This is a genomic window from Halothiobacillus sp. (genome assembly GCF_027346185.1).
Taxonomy (GTDB): Bacteria; Pseudomonadota; Gammaproteobacteria; order Halothiobacillales; family Halothiobacillaceae; genus Halothiobacillus.
This window is the reverse complement of record NZ_DAIESY010000062.1, coordinates 1-16,852: the sequence shown is the minus strand read 5'-3', so window position 1 is coordinate 16,852 and position 16,852 is coordinate 1. Positions and strand designations below refer to the sequence as shown.

Here is a 16,852-nt window from a genome sequence, read left to right as displayed (position 1 = left end):
ATAACCACCATTGGGCGCAAGCCAGAGCGATACGGCACCGTCCGTTTGCTCGCTTGATTCCCCGTTAGATTCCCCGCTTGATTTCCTGGCCAGTGCGCTGTAGTAGCCGCCCGCCCAATCGAGCGCGATCTGGCTGGTATGGTTATCTGGGGAGACTGGGTTTGTAGCGGTGCACGCCGTCAATCCACCGAACATGCCCATGACCAAAACAAGGCCCGCTGCGATGTTTGAATATCTTTTATTCAGCATATTTGCTCCTGTTGAATTAACACTTGGCCAGTATGCGATCGATCTGTTCCCACAGCTTGAAATAAGCCTGGGCCGCCGGGTGGCGGGCATGGCTGAATACTACGGGTATCTGGCCTTCGCCCATTTGCTCGATGATTGCGGCATAAGGAATTTCGGCGTCGAGCAGTTCAGGCATGTCGATGCGATGCGCTGCAGAAAAATCACGATGCAATGAGCGTCGTCGATCCACCATCGCGAGAAAGCCCGCCAGTCGGCCGGGTTTGATTTTCTCCGATGCCAGATGACTTTTCAGTTGAAACCAAGTGCGCTCGGAAAGATGCGTCGGCACGATCGGCACAAGCACGAGATCGGCCGCGCGCAGCACGTTGTCGCCCAGCAGGGAAATGCCGGGCGGGGTATCGATCCAGATTTCATCGAACTGTTCATCCAGCGCATCGAGCAGTTTGGTGATGCGAAAGCCGGCGTCCTTTTTTTCGGCAAGCGCGTGCTCAATATCGTGGTAGCGCTGATCGGAGGGCAGCACGCTCAGGTTGCGATTGCGTGTGGGGCGAATCCCCTCGGCAATGGATTTGACCTTGAGCAGTTGCTGAAGTTTGGGCGCGGACTCGGGCTCGGCCTGAAGATACCAGGAGGCGGAACCTTGAGGATCGAGATCCCAGACCAGGACTTTTCGTCCCTGCAAGGCCGACAAACCAGCGAGATTGACGACGCTGGCCGTCTTGCCGACACCGCCTTTGACCGAATAGAGCGCAATGATTTGAGCCATGAATGCTGCCTGCAGCGAATGCGAATGTGTGCCTATGATACGGGAAATCTCCGGTTTTTCCGGTGGCAATTCGGCTCAAACTAGGTAAGGTCTGCACAAATACAGACCTTACCGTGCAGGGCATGGATGCCCTGCCGCTCAATGACGTAAGTCATTGAAACGCGTTTCTGCACGAAGCCAGGGATGGATTCGCGCAGAGATTCCTTAGGGGTTTTGGTCGGTTATTAGGTGTCGTCATCGATATCAGCCAGCTCCTTGAGTTTGCGCGTTACCGTGTTGCGGCCCCATCCAATGAGTGCAGCCGCCTGCTGTTTGTGCCCGCCGGTAAAATGCAGAGCAGCCTTGAGCAGGGTGCGTTCAAAAGCGGGACCCGCAATGGCCAGCAGATCCTGGTCGCCTGCCGCAAGGCGCGCATCGGCCCAGCGTTTGAGGTCGCTTGTCCATTGGGTGAGCAGGGCATCGTCGCCGAGTTCCGCTCCGGGGGCGGATGACTGGTGGAGATTGTCAGGTAGGTCTTCGATACCGATCTCGTGTCCCGGCGCCATGACGGTGAGCCAACGAGCGGTATTTTCAAGTTCACGCACATTGCCCGGCCAATCGTTTCGCGCGAGTTGTGCCAGTGCTTGCGGGTGAATGGATTTTATGGGTACGCCCAACTCTTGTGCCGCTCGCTGCAGGAACAAGCGCAACAGTTGCGGGATGTCCTCCCGGCGCTCACGCAGTGCTGGGAGTTTGAGTCGGATGACGTTCAGTCGGTGGAACAAGTCTTCCCGAAACTGGCCACTCGCTACGCGATCTTCAAGGCGTTGATGGGTGGCTGCCACGATGCGTACATCGGTTCGAATCAACTGAGTGCCACCGACCCGATAGAACTGACCATCGGCCAGAACCCGCAACAGTCGGGTTTGCAGGTCCATCGGCATGTCACCGATTTCGTCCAGGAAGAGTGTGCCGCCGTGGGCTTGTTCGAAGCGACCGACGCGTTGACCGGCCGCACCAGTGAAAGCGCCCTTTTCATGGCCGAACAGTTCGGATTCGAGCAGGTCTTTGGGGATGGCTGCGGTGTTTAGCGCCACGAAAGGTCCTTGGCGGCGCAAGCTGTGTTGGTGAAGCGCGCGGGCGACCAGCTCCTTGCCGGTGCCGGATTCGCCATTGATGAGTACGGTCACATTCGAGCGAGCGAGGCGACCGATCGCACGGAAGATCTCCTGCATGGCTGGCGCATTGCCGATCAGGTCGGTTTGGGTATCGGTGGTGGCAGGGGATTCGGCGGTTACCTCCGGGGCTTGCGGTTGCCGTGAACTGAGTGCGCGCTGAGCCAGACGCACGGCATCATCAATGTCGAACGGTTTGGGAAGGTAGTCGAATGCACCGCCTTGGAATGCGCCGACCGCACTGTCGAGATCCGAGTGGGCCGTGATGATGATGATTGGCAGTTCCGGGTGACTGTTCTGTAAGGACGAGAGCAGACTCAACCCATCTTCGCCGGGCATGCGGATGTCCGAGAACAGGACATCCGGCGTACTGGTGCGCAATCGAGTGCGCAGCATGGCGGCGCTCTCAAAGACTTCGACGGTAAAGCCGGCTGTCTTCAACGCCCGCTCCAGTACCCAGCGAATACTGTGATCGTCATCGACGACCCAGATTTTGGCGGCGTTTTTGCTGCTTTGTTGGGGGGTGTTTAAAGTCATCATGGCAGTGTCTCTTGATGGGGCTGCCCAAGAGTATCCTGGCTGGGCAACGGCGGGCGTAACGGTAAAATCAATGAAAATCGGACGACTCCCGGCTTTTGCTTAAACTCGATCAAGCCTTGGTGCTGTTCGGCAATGGTTTGCGCTATGGATAGCCCCAATCCGCTGCCATGGGCCCGTCCACTGACCATGGGCAAGAACAGGCTTTCAACCAAGGTGTCAGGTACGGGTGGACCGTTGTTTTCTACATCTATGCGTAGAACGAGCCGGTGTAGAGTCTGGTGGATAGTGAACTGTCTCAGAACCCGTGTTTTGAGCCGCAAAGTGGGATTGTTCGTATTGCTTTCGCTCATCGCCTGCAGGGCATTGCGACCGAGATTGAGTAACACCTGGATGAGTTGATCCCGATCGGCCAGCAAATCAGGGATGCTGGGGTCGAAGTCAAAGTGCCACTGCAGTGGTGTGCCCAGCAGGGTTTCTTCGGCTTCAATGCTGAGCAGACGTCGTACCTGCTCCAGCGGCTCGTGAATGTTTATCCGTTGCATCTGTGGGCGATTGTTGGGGCCGAGCATCCGGTCGATCAGATTTTTCAGACGGTTCGATTCATTCAGGATGATTTGCGTGAACTCTCGTAAATCGGCATTAGGCAATTCCCGTTCCAGTAGTTGGGCCGCGCCCTGCAAGCCGCCCAACGGGTTTTTTAACTCATGCGCCAGACCCCGGACCAGTTGGCGAGTCGATATCTGCATGGCATGGAGCTGGGCATCCCTTGAGATACGCAGGTGGCGTCCGACATCGGTCAGCTCGAGCAGAATATCGGAGCCGACGATATCTGGAGAAGGCGTGATGGTGCAATCCGCAATATGCGTCTGCCCATGGCTTGAGACCAGCTCCGCTTCGCGCAGCGTAACGACCTGTTCTGTCATTCGGGCTTCGGTAACGGCATTGGCCAAGATGGGGTTTTGCTCGAAAAAAGGAGCGAAGCCCTGCTTGAGTACCACGCTGTAACTGGTATCCCAGAACTGTTCGCCGGCAGAATTGATGTAAAGGAGTCGGTCCGCCGCATTCAGAACCACGATGGCAGTAGTCAGTGCGTCGGCTAGACGCGCCGTGCGAATAGGCATTTTTTTAACTTCGGGCTGTGTCACATCTACTCCTCGTGCTCGTGCCCATTACTGATTCAATTAAGAGGGAATAACGCAAAGAACATGCCGAAACAGTAGGGTGTTTGTGGACGGCTTTGTTAATTCCTTTTAAATCATTTGGTTTTGATCGTTGCGAAGGAAAACCCCCGTGTCGGCGTACAGGGTTGTGCGTTTACCGATGACGAGGATTTTAATGAATTGCGCGCTTATTGCACGAATATAGTGCTATCAGCTTTTGTTGATGTTTTACTTTGGCGCGTTGCCGTCCCCGCCTTCCATCAGATGAATGACTACGGGGTTGGACTGGAAGATATTTTTGTCCTTGCGCATGACGATCGCAATGATGGCATGTGTTCCGGGGGATAGACCGCTGATCATGAAGCGTTGTCCTGTGGAATCGTCTACCCGTATGTTGCCATCAATGACGATACGCATCCGGTCACCCACACTCAAATCCATCTCGGGTGATAGTTTTGTTTGCACAAAAATAGTGCCACCAGCATGCGCGATGGCAGTGCCTGCCTTGGGTTCGGTGATGATCAGTGATTGATAGTATCCAGTCCGCTTTTGAGGCGGGATCGCGGGTGTCGACTCCTGTGCCTCCGGTAATAAATGCCGGTCAATCTGCGGCGTATTGGCCGTTGTTTCGGAGGGGGCGGCTTTGGTCTGGTCCTGTTCCGGTGGATTGACCGCGACTGGTTTGCCGATAGAGGGGTCTGCAGTCGGGGTGGCGCCCGGCGGCTGCATCTGCACCGAAGGGATCAACGGTGCTGAAGGTTTGGTTGCTTCCGGGTTTCCCGTCGGTTTCAAAGACCCGGTTGTGGGCGTTGTGGCGGGCGGCAGGTTAATCGGTGTAAGCGGGATGACAGGCGGAGGAATAATGTTCAGCTCCTGAGCACCCTTGGTGGGTTGATCGGTAAAGACAACTTCCCCCTTGCTGTTGATGTATTTGTATACCGTTTCGGCTTCTGCGACCAAAGGCGCGAGTGATAGCGAGAAAAAGGCGGTCAAGACCAGAATGGTCGATGGAAAATGGGCTGTTCTTGGGAAGCGGGCAATTCTCATCAGCATCGGACTCCTTGTCTTTGTGCGGGAACGAGTGGTGATCGCTGGCAATAGACTTGTTATGTTAAGGGATGGTGGAACGGGATGCTCCGACTCTATCTCTGCCGACGGTAAGATCTCAATCGTGCATTCGTCATTAGGGAAGGTCTGCACAAATGCAGACCTTCCCGCGCAGGGCATGGAAGCCCTGCCGTTCAATGGCGTAAGTCATTGAAATGCGGAGCTCGGGCCGGGCGTGAACGCGTAGCTGGCGTAAGCCCACCGGTCCGAGCGTATCTGAAGGCAAAGCTGGCGTAAGCCCACGAAGCCATGGATGGATTCGTGCAGAGTTTCCTTCGGGAATGGTGCCGTGTGGCCGCATTTTTTTGACCCACCCCTGCCACCCTGGTTTCTTAGCCTATCATTTGCTCAATGAGTGCTGCGTATTTTCGGCAGGTCTCTTTTGTATCAGCCACTACGTTGATATGCCCCAATTTGCGTCCGGTGCGCGGTTCCTTGCCATAGTCGTGCAAATGCACGACCGGTAACGCGAGGATGGGGGCGCGTGGCGGAATGCTGCCGACCAGGTTGAGCATGATGCTGTAGCCCGTACAGGCCGTGCTGCCCAGCGGCCAACCCAGGATGGCCCGCAGATGGTTCTCGAACTGTGAGGTGACCGCCCCGTTTTGACTCCAGTGACCGCTATTGTGGACGCGCGGCGCCATTTCGTTGGCGATGAGCTGTCCTTCGTGTTCGAAAAATTCGATGGCGAGCACACCGACATAATCCAGCCCATCGAGCACATGGCGGGCATACTCTTGGGCTTTGGCCTGTGCGGGGTCATCCGTGTGAATTTCGGTGCGGTGCAGAATGCCGCTGCGATGCTGATTCTCGCTAACGGGGTAAAAAGCTACTTCACCCCGTGTGCTGCGCACCGAGATGATGGACACTTCGCGGGTGAAGAGGATCATCTGCTCCAGAATCGAAGGGTTGCCGCCAATGGCTTCCCAGGCGGGCTCCAGATCACCACTGGATCGAATCACGGCTTGGCCTTTGCCATCATAACCGAGGCGTCGGGTCTTCAGGATGCAGGGATAACCGATGTCGGCAATGGCCGATTGCAGGTCCTCAAAGGAATCAATGGCGCGGTATCGGGCAACCGGGATACCGAGCGAATCGAAGTACTGTTTTTCGTGTACACGATCCTGGGCGACGGATAAAGGCTGCCCGCCCGGGTGAATCTGGTTGTGCCGCTCGACGCTGGCTACGGCGGAAACCGGGACATTTTCGAACTCAAGGGTAATTACATCACACTCTACGGCGAGTTGTTCCAAAGCCAGTTCGTCGTCGTACTCTGCACGAATGTGCCGCCCTAGTCGGCTAGCCGGGGCCTCCGGGGACGGGTCAAGAAAGGTGAATCTAAGTCCCAGAGAGATGCCAGCCAGAGCCAGCATCTGGCCCAGTTGGCCTGCGCCGATCACGCCGACATGAGCCTGATCCGGGGTGGAGTCTGGTGATGGTGTGCGCATGCTGCGAGGATCCGTTCAGAGGGATGGCGGAGGTGTTCGGGGGTCTGTGCTGGCCAGCACGGTTTCGGTCTGGGCATGGCGATAGGCGTCGAGGCGGCGCGCCAGCACTTCGTCGTGAACGGCGAGTTGGGCTGCCGCCAGCAATGCGGCATTGACCGCGCCGGCGCGTCCGATTGCCAAAGTGCCCACGGGGATTCCCGCAGGCATTTGTACGATGGAGAGCAGCGAGTCCCAGCCGGACAGGGTCTTGGATTGCACGGGGACGCCCAGAACGGGAAGCCGCGTTTTGGCGGCCAGCATTCCGGGTAAATGCGCCGCTCCGCCGGCCCCGCCAATAATTACCTGCAAGCCGCGTTCGATCGCTGTTTGCGCATACTCAAACAGACGATCCGGCGTGCGGTGAGCGGAAACGACCTCCGCCTCGAAAGGAATTTGCAGTGTGGTTAGCGTGGCACACGCGTGTTGCATGGTTTCCCAGTCGGATTGGGAACCCATGACGACGCCGACCAAGGGCGAGGGGTGGTTAGCTGCGATGGGGGCGAGGGGCTGTTCACTCATTTAGCTGAAACGCTCGCGGCGGGAGCGGGTGCGCTCAAAAATGGCGTCGCGGTTTTCAGGGCGCCGGCTGCCGAGATGTAAAGAAACACCGCGATGGCCAGAATCCAGGCGCTCGCACGGATGGCCTTGGTCTTGCCCAGCCGCAACGCGAACAAGCCCAGAACGATATAAACAATCAGACCGACGATCATGACGGTGACGTAGTCCGGATTCACGCCATAACGCCAGAACATCAAATAGCTGGCGATCAGTGCGCTGAGCAGCAAAACGGTATCGACGATATGCGGGGTAATCCGAACCCAACGCGCCTTGAGTCGCGGTGAGTCTTGCAGCATCCAGATGCCGCGCAGGATGAAACCGATCAGGGAAAGGACAACGGCAAGTCCGTGAATATGGACTGATAATTGGGCGATGGTCATGCGCGCTCCGCAGTGCGTGGAAACAGGCGCACCATTAAACACCAAGGGCCGGATGAATGCCAGATGATTGAATTGGCCTCATCCTCTGGCCCTTGCGAGGGGCGGGCGGTGCGGGGTTGATTTATTCGGGAACGCAGATTTCTCTTGCCCACATGGCCCGGGCGGTTTTCACCAGCAGATAAGCGATCAGTAAAGCCAGGAACCCGAATAGAAACCCACCGAGATAAGCATAAAATATAAAACCGGTAATGTGGTACATGATCAGGGTTGCAATCGTTATGGCGGCGATCGGGAAGGTATAGGCCCAGAATGGCAGACCGAAGGGAATCGTCACAAAACGCTTGGCCTGGAAAAACAGCAGCAAGGTGATGAACAGGGCAAAGTTGTACAGGATATGCCCCATGTCATCCAGCCCGCCCGGATGCAGCGCGTGCCAGGAAATAAAGCCGACGGCCGGCGGGGCAATCATGATGAACAGCGTCGGCATCAGCTTGCTGGGTGTGGGCGCATGGAAAAAATAGCGGTTCATCAGGACGGTGAGCAGGACAATCCAGAAAATCACCCCGATGCTGAAAAAGAACCACGAAATCTGGCTAAATCCGAGCGCGACTCCGGTGATCGGAACCAATATATTCCCCACGATCGGGATGAACCAGGCCGGGTTGGAGTGGTGAATCTGGAATTTTTCGTGATGAATCCAGTTGCTTAGAATAATGAGGGTAAACAGCAGCTGAACCGGGGTGCCGATGCTCCATAGCCACAGGGCCAGTGTCCTGCTGAAACTGAGTGCGATAATGCTGAGCAGAATCAGGCAGATGGAAATAGCGGGAAAGAAACTCAGGCGGACCACATGATTGAATTCGGCGCGCACTTCATCGGGATATTTCATTAACTTGGCCAGGTAGGCCAGGGTGAGTATGCCGAACAGGCCATAAGTGAAATACGTGAATATCGTGCTGGCCCCGTGAGACCATTGCATTAATTGCTCACATTTTTGCATGGCGATAGTGAAACCCGCCATGCCCATGACCATGCCGAATATTGAAATCGGCATATGGGCCAGTCGGCTATGCGCATTGGCTGCTATTGATGATCCGGGCATGTTTTTACTCCGTGGCATAAAGCGTTGTGTTGTGATTGATTGCGCATCATCCATTGAAAAGGGCCGACTTGTGCCCGGACGCTGGCAATTCCATATCAATTCGATCGGATATTACGATTAAATTTACTTATGATCAATAGAGTTTATTAAGATGAATGTTGCCGATGGTCTGATTTCGCCGGATTTTCTGTGGCTCAACTGGTTATTGTTTGTTTTCTTAATCGGGTTGGGGATGTACCGGTCGCCTTGGCGTGCCCTGTTGCATGCGCCGCAGCGTTTGAACCTGATCGCTGCCAGTGTGGCCTTTCTGACGATGCTTTGGCTGTTTTCAGCTTCCTCTCTGCCTGGATTGTCATTGCACTTTTTGGGATTGACCGTGGTGACCTTGTTGGTCGGTTGGCCCTTGGCACTGGTGTGTGGCGGTATGACCCTGTTGATGTTGGCGCTGGCCGGGCAGCTGGCGTTTTCCGGCATCGGATGGGACATGTTGGGCATGGTGGTGCCGCCCATACTTATTACTGCCGTGATCAATGCGGGAGCCCAGCGGCTGCTTCCTGCCAATTATTTCATTTATCTTTTTGTGAACAGCTTTTTTTCAGCGATTCTCGGTGCAATGGCAGCTGCGCTTACTTCAGCGAGTCTGATGCTGGTATTTGGCATCTATACTTGGGATGTGCTGACAACGAGCTACTTTCCCCTACTACCGATCCAGTGGGTGCCTGAGGCCATGATCAACACCATGATGATTCTCGGTCTGACATTGCTTCGACCGGATTGGGTCATCACTTTTGACGATCAACGCTACTTCAAAAACTAATACCCGACGGCTCCGATGGGATTGCAAGCCAGCGGTTATCGATGCAATTTGCAACTCTATATGGTGTAAATTACTTTTAGTTGGCTTTAATAACCCTTGTTTATCCGCGAGTTTACAAGGCTTGATGGTTTGGCATGGAAATTGGATTAGAATGACGTACCGCTCGCCTTGTTGCGTGTTACGAGTTTTGCAACCGTCCCTCTCAGGAGAAGATCACAATGAAAAAATTGACCGTATTGATGTTGGCCGCTGGTTTGATGACTTCCGGTGCAGCGATGGCTGCCGGCGATTCGGCCGCAGGCAAAACCTTGTATGAAGCTTCTTGCGCTTCTTGCCACGGCATGCAGGCTCAAGGTCAAGGCATGTTCCCGAAACTGGCCGGCCTGAGCGCTGAGCGCATCAAAACTACATTGGTTGCGTTCAAGGCGGGTGATACAGCTACCCTGAAGAAAGAAGGCCTCGGTGGTCCTAACTCAGCCATCATGGCGCCAAACGCGGCCGGCCTGTCTGAGCAAGACATGGATAACCTGAGTGCATACCTCTCTACTCTGAAATAAGTTCAGATTCCGGTTGATAAAAAAAGCCCCGATTTTCGGGGCTTTTTGTTTGCTGGCGGGTATCTTGTTGGTCAAGCTCCCGCGGCTGCAGAACGGTGATCAAATCTGGGTGCGTTGCTTCTCGCTTGAGATGTTGCTGTGGCGCACGTCGGATCCTTTCTGCTGGAAGATGACGTATTCGGCAATATTGGTGCAGTGATCGCCCACGCGTTCGATTGCGCGCATACAGGAGAGAATGCGTAAGCCGACATCAGCGGAGTTGGGGTTTTCGTTCATGTACTTCAGCAGTACGCGATGCACGGCGTTGTATTCTTCATTGACGTGTGTGTCGCGGCGGATGATTTCTTCTGCAGCGATGACGTCCAGTCGAACGAAGGCATCCAAAGCATCATGCATCATGCCACCAACAATGCGCCCCATGACGCGCAGGTGGCCAATGAAGTCGGTATGACGCAGCATGGGACCGATTTCTTCGGCAATACGTGCCATTTTTTCGGACTTGTCACCAATGCGTTCGAGGTCGGTAATGGCCTTGACCACCGACATAATGGTGCGCAGGTCGTTTGCCATCGGTGAGTAGCGCGCGATGATCTGGATGGCCAGTTCGTCAATGGATGACTCCATCCGATTGATTTCATAGTCCTGTTTCAGGGCGCGTGCACCGCGTTCCGCATCACCATCGAGCAGGTAAGCCACTGCATCGGCAAAATGTTGCTCGGCGACGCCGCCCATGTTCATCAGCATCGTGCGTAGTGCATTAATGTCATCATCGTAACGGGTCAGCGTGTGCGGCGTACTATTGTAGGAATCCATGAAAACTCTCCAAAAAAACATCAAATTAAACGAAATGGCTCGGAAAACCTGCACTTCACCGAAATGTCACCGATTATCGTCATAATGATGTGAGTTGGCAGGAAGATGGAAGAATTTGTATTCTGACCGCGTCCGTTGGTCGGTAACATTGACGCCAACATTATATTTTAACCAAGTTGCGAAATTATGACTGAAACCTCTTTATTGCCCGTCGCACCCGTTTTTATCAATCGCGAACTGAGTTTGATCGCGTTTAACCGGCGCGTGCTCGAATTGGCTCAGGATGTTTCGCTGCCCTTGTTGGAGCGGCTCAAGTTTCTGTGTATCTCCTCATCCAATCTGGATGAATTGTTCGAGGTGCGTATCGGGTCGTTGACCCAGCAGATCCGGGTGGGGTTAAACCGTCCGGACGACTCCGGCCTGACGCCGATTGAGCAGCTCGATCAGGTGTACGCATCGGGCCATAGCTTGGTTGCAGATCAGTACCATACCCTGAATGATGAAATTATTCCCGCGCTAGCGGAGGAAGGCATCCACTTTCTTCGCCGCACGCACTGGAATGAAGCACAATCCCTGTGGGTAAAGCAGTTTTTCCGCCGCGAACTGTTGCCGTTGCTGACTCCGTTGGGGCTCGACCCTTCGCACCCGTTCCCGCGGATTCTCAATAAATCCCTGAATTTTGTTGTATCACTGGAAGGCACTGACGATTACGGGCGTGAAGCCTGGATGGCGATTGTGCAAGCACCGCGTGCATTGCCGCGCATTATCCGCATGGATGAAGAGGCATCGGGCAGCAATTCGAGTTTTGTGTTTTTGAGTTCGATCATTCACGCACATGTGCACGAGTTGTTCCCTGGTATGACGGTGACCGGCTGCTACCAGTTCCGGGTAACGCGTAACAGCGATCTGGCTGTTGCTGTCGATGACGATGACGATCTGCTGAAAACGCTGCAAGGCGGGTTGTTTGAACGTAATTACGGCGATGCAGTCCGTTTGGAAGTGGCGGATAATTGCCCGCAGGAGATGATTGATTTTCTCTGTGACCGCTTCAAGCTCAACGATCAGGCCGTGTTCCAGGTGCATGGACCAGTCAACCTGAATCGCTTGATGGCACTATACGGGTTGCTGCACCGGCCGGATTTGAAAGACGAACCCTTCACGCCGAAACTAAAGAAAGAATTCAGTAGCGAAGCCAATATTTTCGAAACCATCGAGCAGCGCGGCGCGGTGCTACTGCATCATCCGTATGAATCGTTCATGCCGGTGGTCGAGTTCGTTCGGCAGGCAGCGAGCGACCCCAAAGTGGTTGCCATCAAGATGACGCTGTATCGCACCGGACGAGATTCGGCGATTGTCGATGCGCTAGAGGCAGCGGCGCGCGCTGGCAAGGAAGTGACGGCCGTGGTCGAACTCCGCGCACGCTTCGATGAAGAGGCGAATATCGACATCACCACCCGCTTGCAGAAAGCCGGGGCCTATGTGGCTTACGGGATTGTGGGCTACAAAACCCACGCAAAGATGACCCTCGTGCTACGTCGGGATGGTTCGCGGCTCAAACGATTCGTGCACCTGGGCACGGGCAATTACCATCCTGGTACGGCACGCATGTACACCGATTTTGGTCTATTAACGGACGATCGGTTTCTGGGTGATGACGTGAATAAGTTGTTCATGCAATTGACCGGGTTGGGGCGTGGTATGCGTCTTAAACGCATTCTGCAATCGCCATTCACCTTGCATCGTGGGATGCTTGATCGTATCGAGCGCGAGATTGAGCATGCACAGGCAGGGCGGAAAGGATTGATCCGCGCCAAGATGAACGCATTGATTGATCGTCAGATTATCGAGGCGCTTTATCGGGCCTCTCAGGCCGGCGTGCAAATTGATCTGATCATCCGGGGCGTCTGCTGTCTTCAGCCCGGCATTCCGGGATTGTCGGAAAATATCCGCGTGCGTTCGGTCCTGGGGCGTTTCCTTGAGCACCCGCGCGTGTTCTATTTCCTGAATGACGGTGATGACGAACTGTTCCTGTCGAGTGCCGACTGGATGCCGCGTAACTTCTTCGTGCGGGTCGAGGCCTGCTTCCCAATCGATGCGCCTGAAATCAAGGAACGGGTGATCAATGAAGCCTTCGAGCGGTATCTGTCTGATAACACCAGTTCATGGTCTCTGGAGGCCGATGGTCATTACCATCGCGTTAAGCGCCATCACAATGCGAAACCACGTTCAGCGCAACAGTCTTTGCTAGATGATCTGACCTGACCTCGGGCAGTCCTCAGCTGTCATCGAGGTCGATTACAACAGGATCAGGTTGTCGCGATGAATCAACTCATCTTCTTCGGCGAATCCCAGTAGTTCAGCAATGGCGCTGCTGGGTTGCCGACAGAGCTTTTTGGCTTGCGCGGAACTGTAGTTGACCAGGCCGCGACCCAAATCCTTGCCTGTTTCATCGACGATACGCACCAGATCACCGCGCTTGAACTCACCACTGACTTCAATCACGCCGATGGGTAGCAGAGAGCGCCCACCTTGGCGCAGCGCGGCGGCAGCGCCCGTATCCACGCGAACCGTGCCTCGGGCGCGCAATTGCCCGGCAAGCCATTGTTTTCTGGCGGCCAGTCGAGTTTGTGCCGGTTGAAAAACCGTGCCAACGCCGGATGTTCCCGCGGCCAGTTGGAGCAGAACGTGTGGTGTAGCGCCCGAAGCGACCACGGTTGCCGCTCCTGATAGCGCCGCTCGCTTGGCTGCCATGACCTTGGTGTACATGCCGCCTCGCCCCAATCGACCGCCTTCGGGGGAGGCCATGGTTTCCAGGGCGGGGTCTCCGGCGGTCACCTCGGTAAGTAGTCGTGCGGAGGGATCTTTGCGCGGATCGGCTTCGAACAGCCCGAGTTGGTCAGTCAGAATCACCAGAACATCGGCTTCGACCAGATTGGCGACGAGTGCAGCCAGTGTGTCGTTATCGCCAAAACGGATTTCATCGGTCGCTACCGTATCGTTTTCGTTGACGACGGGCACGACGCCCAAGTCGAGTAAAACACGCAGCGTGCTGCGCGCGTTGAGGTAGCGCTGGCGATTGGATAGATCGTCGTGGGTGAGGAGAATCTGTGCGGTGTGGATGCCGTAACGCCGCAGGACGTCCGCATACGCCTGAACCAATCCCATCTGACCCACGGCAGCTGCGGCCTGAAGTTCGGGTAGGGCGGAGGGTCGATCCTGCCATCCCAGCTGCGCCATCCCCTCGGCGACGGCGCCGGATGTGACAATAACGACTTCCCGGCCTTCGGCGCGCATTGCCGCGATTTGTTCCGCCCAACGGTCGATGGCGGATAAGTCGAGGCCTGCGCCGTTCCCGGTCACCATGGCCGAGCCGATCTTGATGACCCATCGACGATCGGTTTTCAGGTGGGCGCGCAAATCAACCCCTGTATCAACTCCCATGGCAGAATTGGCGTCGCGTTCAACCATGGCGGATTACTCCTCGGTCCACTCGAGGTCGGGATTATCGAATTTCGCGGGCGGAACGACAGGCGCCTTGGCCGCTTCGGCTGCTGCCGCCTGATCCGCAGCCCGGGCCGCTTCCATGAACTCCATGATGGCCCAGACCAGCGCGGTGGTGCCCAGTTTTTCCAGGGCGCTGATCGCAAAAATCGGCCCTTTGAAGTCCAGTTCACTACGGAACCGCTGAGTGAGTTCATTGATGTGTTCTACGCGCTCTTCTTCCGGCCACTGATCGATCTTGTTCAGGATCAGCCACCGCGGGCGCTCGGCCGAATGCGTCTGATGGCTTTCATCGTAGCGCACCAGCTCCTCCTCGATGATGGCCACTGATTCGACCGGATCCGCTTCGTCCAGCGGGGCGACATCGACGATGTGCAGCAACAGATTGGTACGTGCAAGATGCCGCAAAAACTGATGGCCCAGCCCGGCACCCTCGGCCGCGCCCTCGATGAGTCCCGGAATGTCGGCGACCACAAAGCTACGATGCGGCTCAGGCGCGACCACGCCCAGATTGGGGTGCAGGGTGGTGAACGGGTAATCGGCCACCTTGGGTTTGGCCTGGGAAATGGCGCGGATCAGGGTGGATTTGCCCGCATTGGGCATGCCGAGCAAGCCGACATCGGCCAGTACCCGCAATTCCAGCAATAATCGACGTTCATCGCCCGGCGTGCCTTCGGTTTTCTGGCGGGGTGCGCGATTGGTGGAGCTTTTGAAGCGGGCATTACCCAATCCGTGCCAGCCGCCCTGTGCCACCAGCAGCGGTTGGGCCGGGTCGAGCACTTCGCCCAGAATTTCGCCGGTGTCGATATCGTGCACCACGGTGCCGAGGGGTACGCGCACCCACAAATCGGCACCTTTGGCTCCGGTCATGTTCGAGCCGCTGCCATTTTCACCGCGTTGGGCTTCGTAGTGGCGCACGAAACGAAAATCGGCCAGCGTGTTCAGGTTGGCATCACCCAGGAAATAAACGCTGCCGCCGTCTCCACCATCCCCGCCATCGGGGCCGCCATAGGGTACGTACTTTTCGCGGCGAAAGCCGATGACGCCGTTGCCGCCGTCCCCGGCCTTCACTTTTACTTTGGCTTCATCGACAAATTTCATGGAGTTTTACCTTGCGAACCGGCACACGCATTGATTTCAGCCGATAACACTAAATTGAATGGACTGGAAACACAAAAGCCCCGCTAAAACGGGGCTGGTGAAATCACTATTTTCCTGTAGACCTTAAAGCGCGACTATGGCCGCGCCGGGCTTTATACAGGAACGACGCTCACGAAACGACGTGATTTGTCGCCTTTGACTTCAAACTTGACGGCACCATCCGTCAGGGCGAACAAGGTATAGTCGCGACCACACCCTACGTTCGCACCCGGGTGGAATTGGGTGCCGCGCTGGCGAACGATGATGCTGCCTGCGCTGATAACTTGACCGCCGTAGCGTTTGACGCCGAGGCGCTTGCTTTCTGAGTCACGACCGTTGCGGGTCGAGCCGGCTGCTTTTTTATGTGCCATGACAAAACTCCAAACTGGGCTCGGGGGCAGGCGCGTGGCCTGTCACGAGCTGATTAACCATTAATGCTGGTGATTTTGATCTCGGTATACGCTTGGCGATGACCTTGATGCTTACGGTGGTGCTTACGGCGGCGGAACTTGATGATGTCCACTTTCTTGCCGCGGCCCTGACCGATGATTTCGGCGGTCACGCTGGCGCCTGCTAAGGCAGGAGCGCCTACTTTAATGGCATCGCCATCGGCGATCATCAGCACGCGGTCTAGTGTGACTGCGCTGCCTTCTTCGCCTTCAAGTTTCTCAACCCGAAGCCATTCGCCGGGTTCTACGCGATATTGTTTACCGCCGGTGACTACTACTGCGTACATGATTGCATTCAACCTTTGTTCGGTTCGCGCACGCCAGCTTAATTTTAATTAAGAAAGCCAGACATTAAAGCAAGGCACGCGCTGTGATCTTATGGAAAGGCGGCGGATATTAGCGGCACATGAGTTCATCGTCAAGTTCAATTTGTCACGCCGGTAACGATAGTTGCTATGAAGGTAGTTGCAAAGTTTAGCAGGCTCATCAATACTCTATTCATGAAATACCGTCGACTGATCTCCTCAATCATGTTGCTGCTGGCTGTCTGGCTCCCGCTGGACAACGCCTTGGCGGGTGCCGTAGTGCAAGGTTGTCCGATGATGTCTCATGCCTTCGAGCGTGGTTTGCACACCACTTTTATGCCCAACGCTGACCAGTCGACAAGTGACGGGGCGACCGACTCGCCACACTGCCCGATGATGCACATGGCCACCGACAATACATCATCGTCCGGCCATGACCAGTGCAGCAACGGTTGCACGCATTGCGGCTTGTGTCTGTTGCTGGGCGGTGTGGCGCTTCAGCTGAATGCACCTGTCATTCCAGTCACTCCCGTTTTGTCGCAAAAAATCATCTCATACCTGCCGGCGGCGCACACTTCGGTGATCGCCCAGCTGTTCCGTCCTCCCATCGCCTGACCCAAGCTGGTGCGACTACCCGTGGGCAGCCTGCCTTCGGGGAAGTCGCGTGCTCGGGTAGTGGGCGAGTTCCTGTTTGTTATCCGTGATGGTGATTTGCTGCCCGTGAAACGGGTGCGGATCGCGCAAACACTTGTCCATTGCCTCAACCG

At 55.7% G+C, this 16,852-nt stretch carries 18 protein-coding genes; 4 read left to right on the top strand and 14 right to left on the bottom strand.

Annotation, left to right across the window (positions count from 1 at the left end; all coding sequences use genetic code 11):
- From M7R55_RS05030 to M7R55_RS04990, 9 genes are all read right to left on the bottom strand, one after another.
- Nucleotides 1-249, bottom strand: a 249-nt coding sequence (locus M7R55_RS05030) for a hypothetical protein (RefSeq protein WP_298219088.1), incomplete at its 3' end; no start/stop codon positions are given.
- Nucleotides 250-265: 16 nt separating this feature from the next.
- The gene (locus M7R55_RS05025; RefSeq protein ID WP_298219086.1) at nucleotides 266-1,015 is read right to left on the bottom strand and encodes a ParA family protein; all 750 of its coding nucleotides are present in this window, start codon (nucleotides 1,013-1,015) and stop codon (nucleotides 266-268) included.
- A 224-nt stretch (nucleotides 1,016-1,239) separates the two neighbouring features.
- A complete protein-coding gene (gene ntrC / locus M7R55_RS05020) occupies nucleotides 1,240-2,709 on the bottom strand; it encodes a nitrogen regulation protein NR(I) (RefSeq protein WP_298219084.1) in 1,470 nt (489 codons plus the stop codon).
- Nucleotides 2,706-3,854, bottom strand: coding sequence for a nitrogen regulation protein NR(II) (gene glnL, locus M7R55_RS05015; RefSeq protein ID WP_298219082.1), 1,149 nt, complete (start codon nucleotides 3,852-3,854; stop codon nucleotides 2,706-2,708). The genes ntrC and glnL overlap by 4 nt, the downstream gene beginning before the upstream one ends.
- Nucleotides 3,855-4,097: 243 nt before the next feature.
- Nucleotides 4,098-4,916, bottom strand: coding sequence for a DUF4124 domain-containing protein (locus tag M7R55_RS05010; protein WP_298219080.1), 819 nt, complete (start codon nucleotides 4,914-4,916; stop codon nucleotides 4,098-4,100).
- A 392-nt stretch (nucleotides 4,917-5,308) separates the two neighbouring features.
- Nucleotides 5,309-6,424, bottom strand: coding sequence for a 5-(carboxyamino)imidazole ribonucleotide synthase (locus tag M7R55_RS05005; protein WP_298219078.1), 1,116 nt, complete (start codon nucleotides 6,422-6,424; stop codon nucleotides 5,309-5,311).
- Nucleotides 6,425-6,439: 15 nt separating this feature from the next.
- Nucleotides 6,440-6,958, bottom strand: coding sequence for a 5-(carboxyamino)imidazole ribonucleotide mutase (gene purE, locus M7R55_RS05000; RefSeq protein WP_366881156.1), 519 nt, complete (start codon nucleotides 6,956-6,958; stop codon nucleotides 6,440-6,442).
- Nucleotides 6,959-6,978: 20 nt separating this feature from the next.
- Nucleotides 6,979-7,401 carry a SirB2 family protein gene (locus tag M7R55_RS04995; RefSeq protein ID WP_298219074.1) on the bottom strand — a complete coding sequence of 141 codons (423 nt, stop codon included), beginning with the start codon at nucleotides 7,399-7,401 and terminating at the stop codon, nucleotides 6,979-6,981.
- Nucleotides 7,402-7,522: 121 nt separating this feature from the next.
- A complete protein-coding gene (locus M7R55_RS04990) occupies nucleotides 7,523-8,503 on the bottom strand; it encodes an SLAC1 anion channel family protein (protein WP_298219072.1) in 981 nt (326 codons plus the stop codon).
- A 151-nt stretch (nucleotides 8,504-8,654) separates the two neighbouring features.
- On the opposite strand from M7R55_RS04990, the gene M7R55_RS04985 reads away from it, so the two are divergent.
- On the top strand, nucleotides 8,655-9,320 hold the full coding sequence (locus tag M7R55_RS04985) for an energy-coupling factor ABC transporter permease (protein ID WP_298219070.1): 666 nt from the start codon (nucleotides 8,655-8,657) through the stop codon (nucleotides 9,318-9,320).
- Between the two features lie 218 nt (nucleotides 9,321-9,538).
- Entirely contained in the window at nucleotides 9,539-9,877 is a 339-nt protein-coding gene (locus M7R55_RS04980) for a c-type cytochrome (RefSeq protein WP_298219068.1), read from the top strand.
- 99 nt (nucleotides 9,878-9,976) lie between these two features.
- On the opposite strand, the gene phoU is transcribed toward M7R55_RS04980, so the two are convergent.
- Nucleotides 9,977-10,690: a phosphate signaling complex protein PhoU gene (gene phoU / locus M7R55_RS04975; protein ID WP_298219066.1), complete on the bottom strand. Its 714-nt coding sequence runs from the start codon at nucleotides 10,688-10,690 to the stop codon at nucleotides 9,977-9,979.
- Between the two features lie 186 nt (nucleotides 10,691-10,876).
- Between phoU and ppk1 the strand changes: the two genes are divergently transcribed.
- The gene (gene ppk1, locus M7R55_RS04970; protein ID WP_298219064.1) at nucleotides 10,877-12,952 is read left to right on the top strand and encodes a polyphosphate kinase 1; all 2,076 of its coding nucleotides are present in this window, start codon (nucleotides 10,877-10,879) and stop codon (nucleotides 12,950-12,952) included.
- Between the two features lie 33 nt (nucleotides 12,953-12,985).
- Here the strand turns inward: ppk1 and proB are convergent, their stop codons facing one another.
- The 4 genes from proB to rplU all read right to left on the bottom strand — a co-directional run bounded on the left by proB (nucleotide 12,986) and on the right by rplU (nucleotide 16,067).
- Complete coding sequence (proB, locus tag M7R55_RS04965) at nucleotides 12,986-14,158, bottom strand: glutamate 5-kinase (protein WP_298219062.1); 1,173 nt, start codon at nucleotides 14,156-14,158, stop codon at nucleotides 12,986-12,988.
- Nucleotides 14,159-14,164: 6 nt separating this feature from the next.
- Complete coding sequence (gene cgtA / locus M7R55_RS04960; protein WP_298219060.1) at nucleotides 14,165-15,292, bottom strand: Obg family GTPase CgtA; 1,128 nt, start codon at nucleotides 15,290-15,292, stop codon at nucleotides 14,165-14,167.
- 152 nt (nucleotides 15,293-15,444) lie between these two features.
- Nucleotides 15,445-15,702 carry a 50S ribosomal protein L27 gene (gene rpmA / locus M7R55_RS04955; RefSeq protein WP_290681995.1) on the bottom strand — a complete coding sequence of 86 codons (258 nt, stop codon included), beginning with the start codon at nucleotides 15,700-15,702 and terminating at the stop codon, nucleotides 15,445-15,447.
- Between the two features lie 53 nt (nucleotides 15,703-15,755).
- Nucleotides 15,756-16,067, bottom strand: a complete 312-nt coding sequence (gene rplU, locus M7R55_RS04950; protein ID WP_012823169.1) for a 50S ribosomal protein L21 — start codon at nucleotides 16,065-16,067, stop codon at nucleotides 15,756-15,758.
- A 213-nt stretch (nucleotides 16,068-16,280) separates the two neighbouring features.
- On the opposite strand from rplU, the gene M7R55_RS04945 reads away from it, so the two are divergent.
- Nucleotides 16,281-16,700, top strand: coding sequence for a hypothetical protein (locus M7R55_RS04945; protein WP_298219055.1), 420 nt, complete (start codon nucleotides 16,281-16,283; stop codon nucleotides 16,698-16,700).
- The last annotated feature ends 152 nt before the right edge of the window (nucleotides 16,701-16,852 follow it).

Bases quoted from the DNA above. Each gene is read 5' to 3' on its own strand.
- M7R55_RS05025 (WP_298219086.1), bottom strand. From the start codon at position 1,015: ATGGCTCAAATCATTGCGCTCTATTCGGTCAAAGGCGGTGTCGGCAAG.
- ntrC (WP_298219084.1), bottom strand. From the start codon at position 2,709: ATGATGACTTTAAACACCCCCCAACAAAGCAGCAAAAACGCCGCCAAA.
- M7R55_RS05010 (WP_298219080.1), bottom strand. From the start codon at position 4,916: ATGAGAATTGCCCGCTTCCCAAGAACAGCCCATTTTCCATCGACCATT.
- M7R55_RS05005 (WP_298219078.1), bottom strand. From the start codon at position 6,424: ATGCGCACACCATCACCAGACTCCACCCCGGATCAGGCTCATGTCGGC.
- M7R55_RS04995 (WP_298219074.1), bottom strand. From the start codon at position 7,401: ATGACCATCGCCCAATTATCAGTCCATATTCACGGACTTGCCGTTGTC.
- M7R55_RS04990 (WP_298219072.1), bottom strand. From the start codon at position 8,503: ATGCCCGGATCATCAATAGCAGCCAATGCGCATAGCCGACTGGCCCAT.
- M7R55_RS04985 (WP_298219070.1), top strand. From the start codon at position 8,655: ATGAATGTTGCCGATGGTCTGATTTCGCCGGATTTTCTGTGGCTCAAC.
- M7R55_RS04980 (WP_298219068.1), top strand. From the start codon at position 9,539: ATGAAAAAATTGACCGTATTGATGTTGGCCGCTGGTTTGATGACTTCC.
- phoU (WP_298219066.1), bottom strand. From the start codon at position 10,690: ATGGATTCCTACAATAGTACGCCGCACACGCTGACCCGTTACGATGAT.
- ppk1 (WP_298219064.1), top strand. From the start codon at position 10,877: ATGACTGAAACCTCTTTATTGCCCGTCGCACCCGTTTTTATCAATCGC.
- proB (WP_298219062.1), bottom strand. From the start codon at position 14,158: ATGGTTGAACGCGACGCCAATTCTGCCATGGGAGTTGATACAGGGGTT.
- cgtA (WP_298219060.1), bottom strand. From the start codon at position 15,292: ATGAAATTTGTCGATGAAGCCAAAGTAAAAGTGAAGGCCGGGGACGGC.
- rpmA (WP_290681995.1), bottom strand. From the start codon at position 15,702: ATGGCACATAAAAAAGCAGCCGGCTCGACCCGCAACGGTCGTGACTCA.
- rplU (WP_012823169.1), bottom strand. From the start codon at position 16,067: ATGTACGCAGTAGTAGTCACCGGCGGTAAACAATATCGCGTAGAACCC.
- M7R55_RS04945 (WP_298219055.1), top strand. From the start codon at position 16,281: ATGAAATACCGTCGACTGATCTCCTCAATCATGTTGCTGCTGGCTGTC.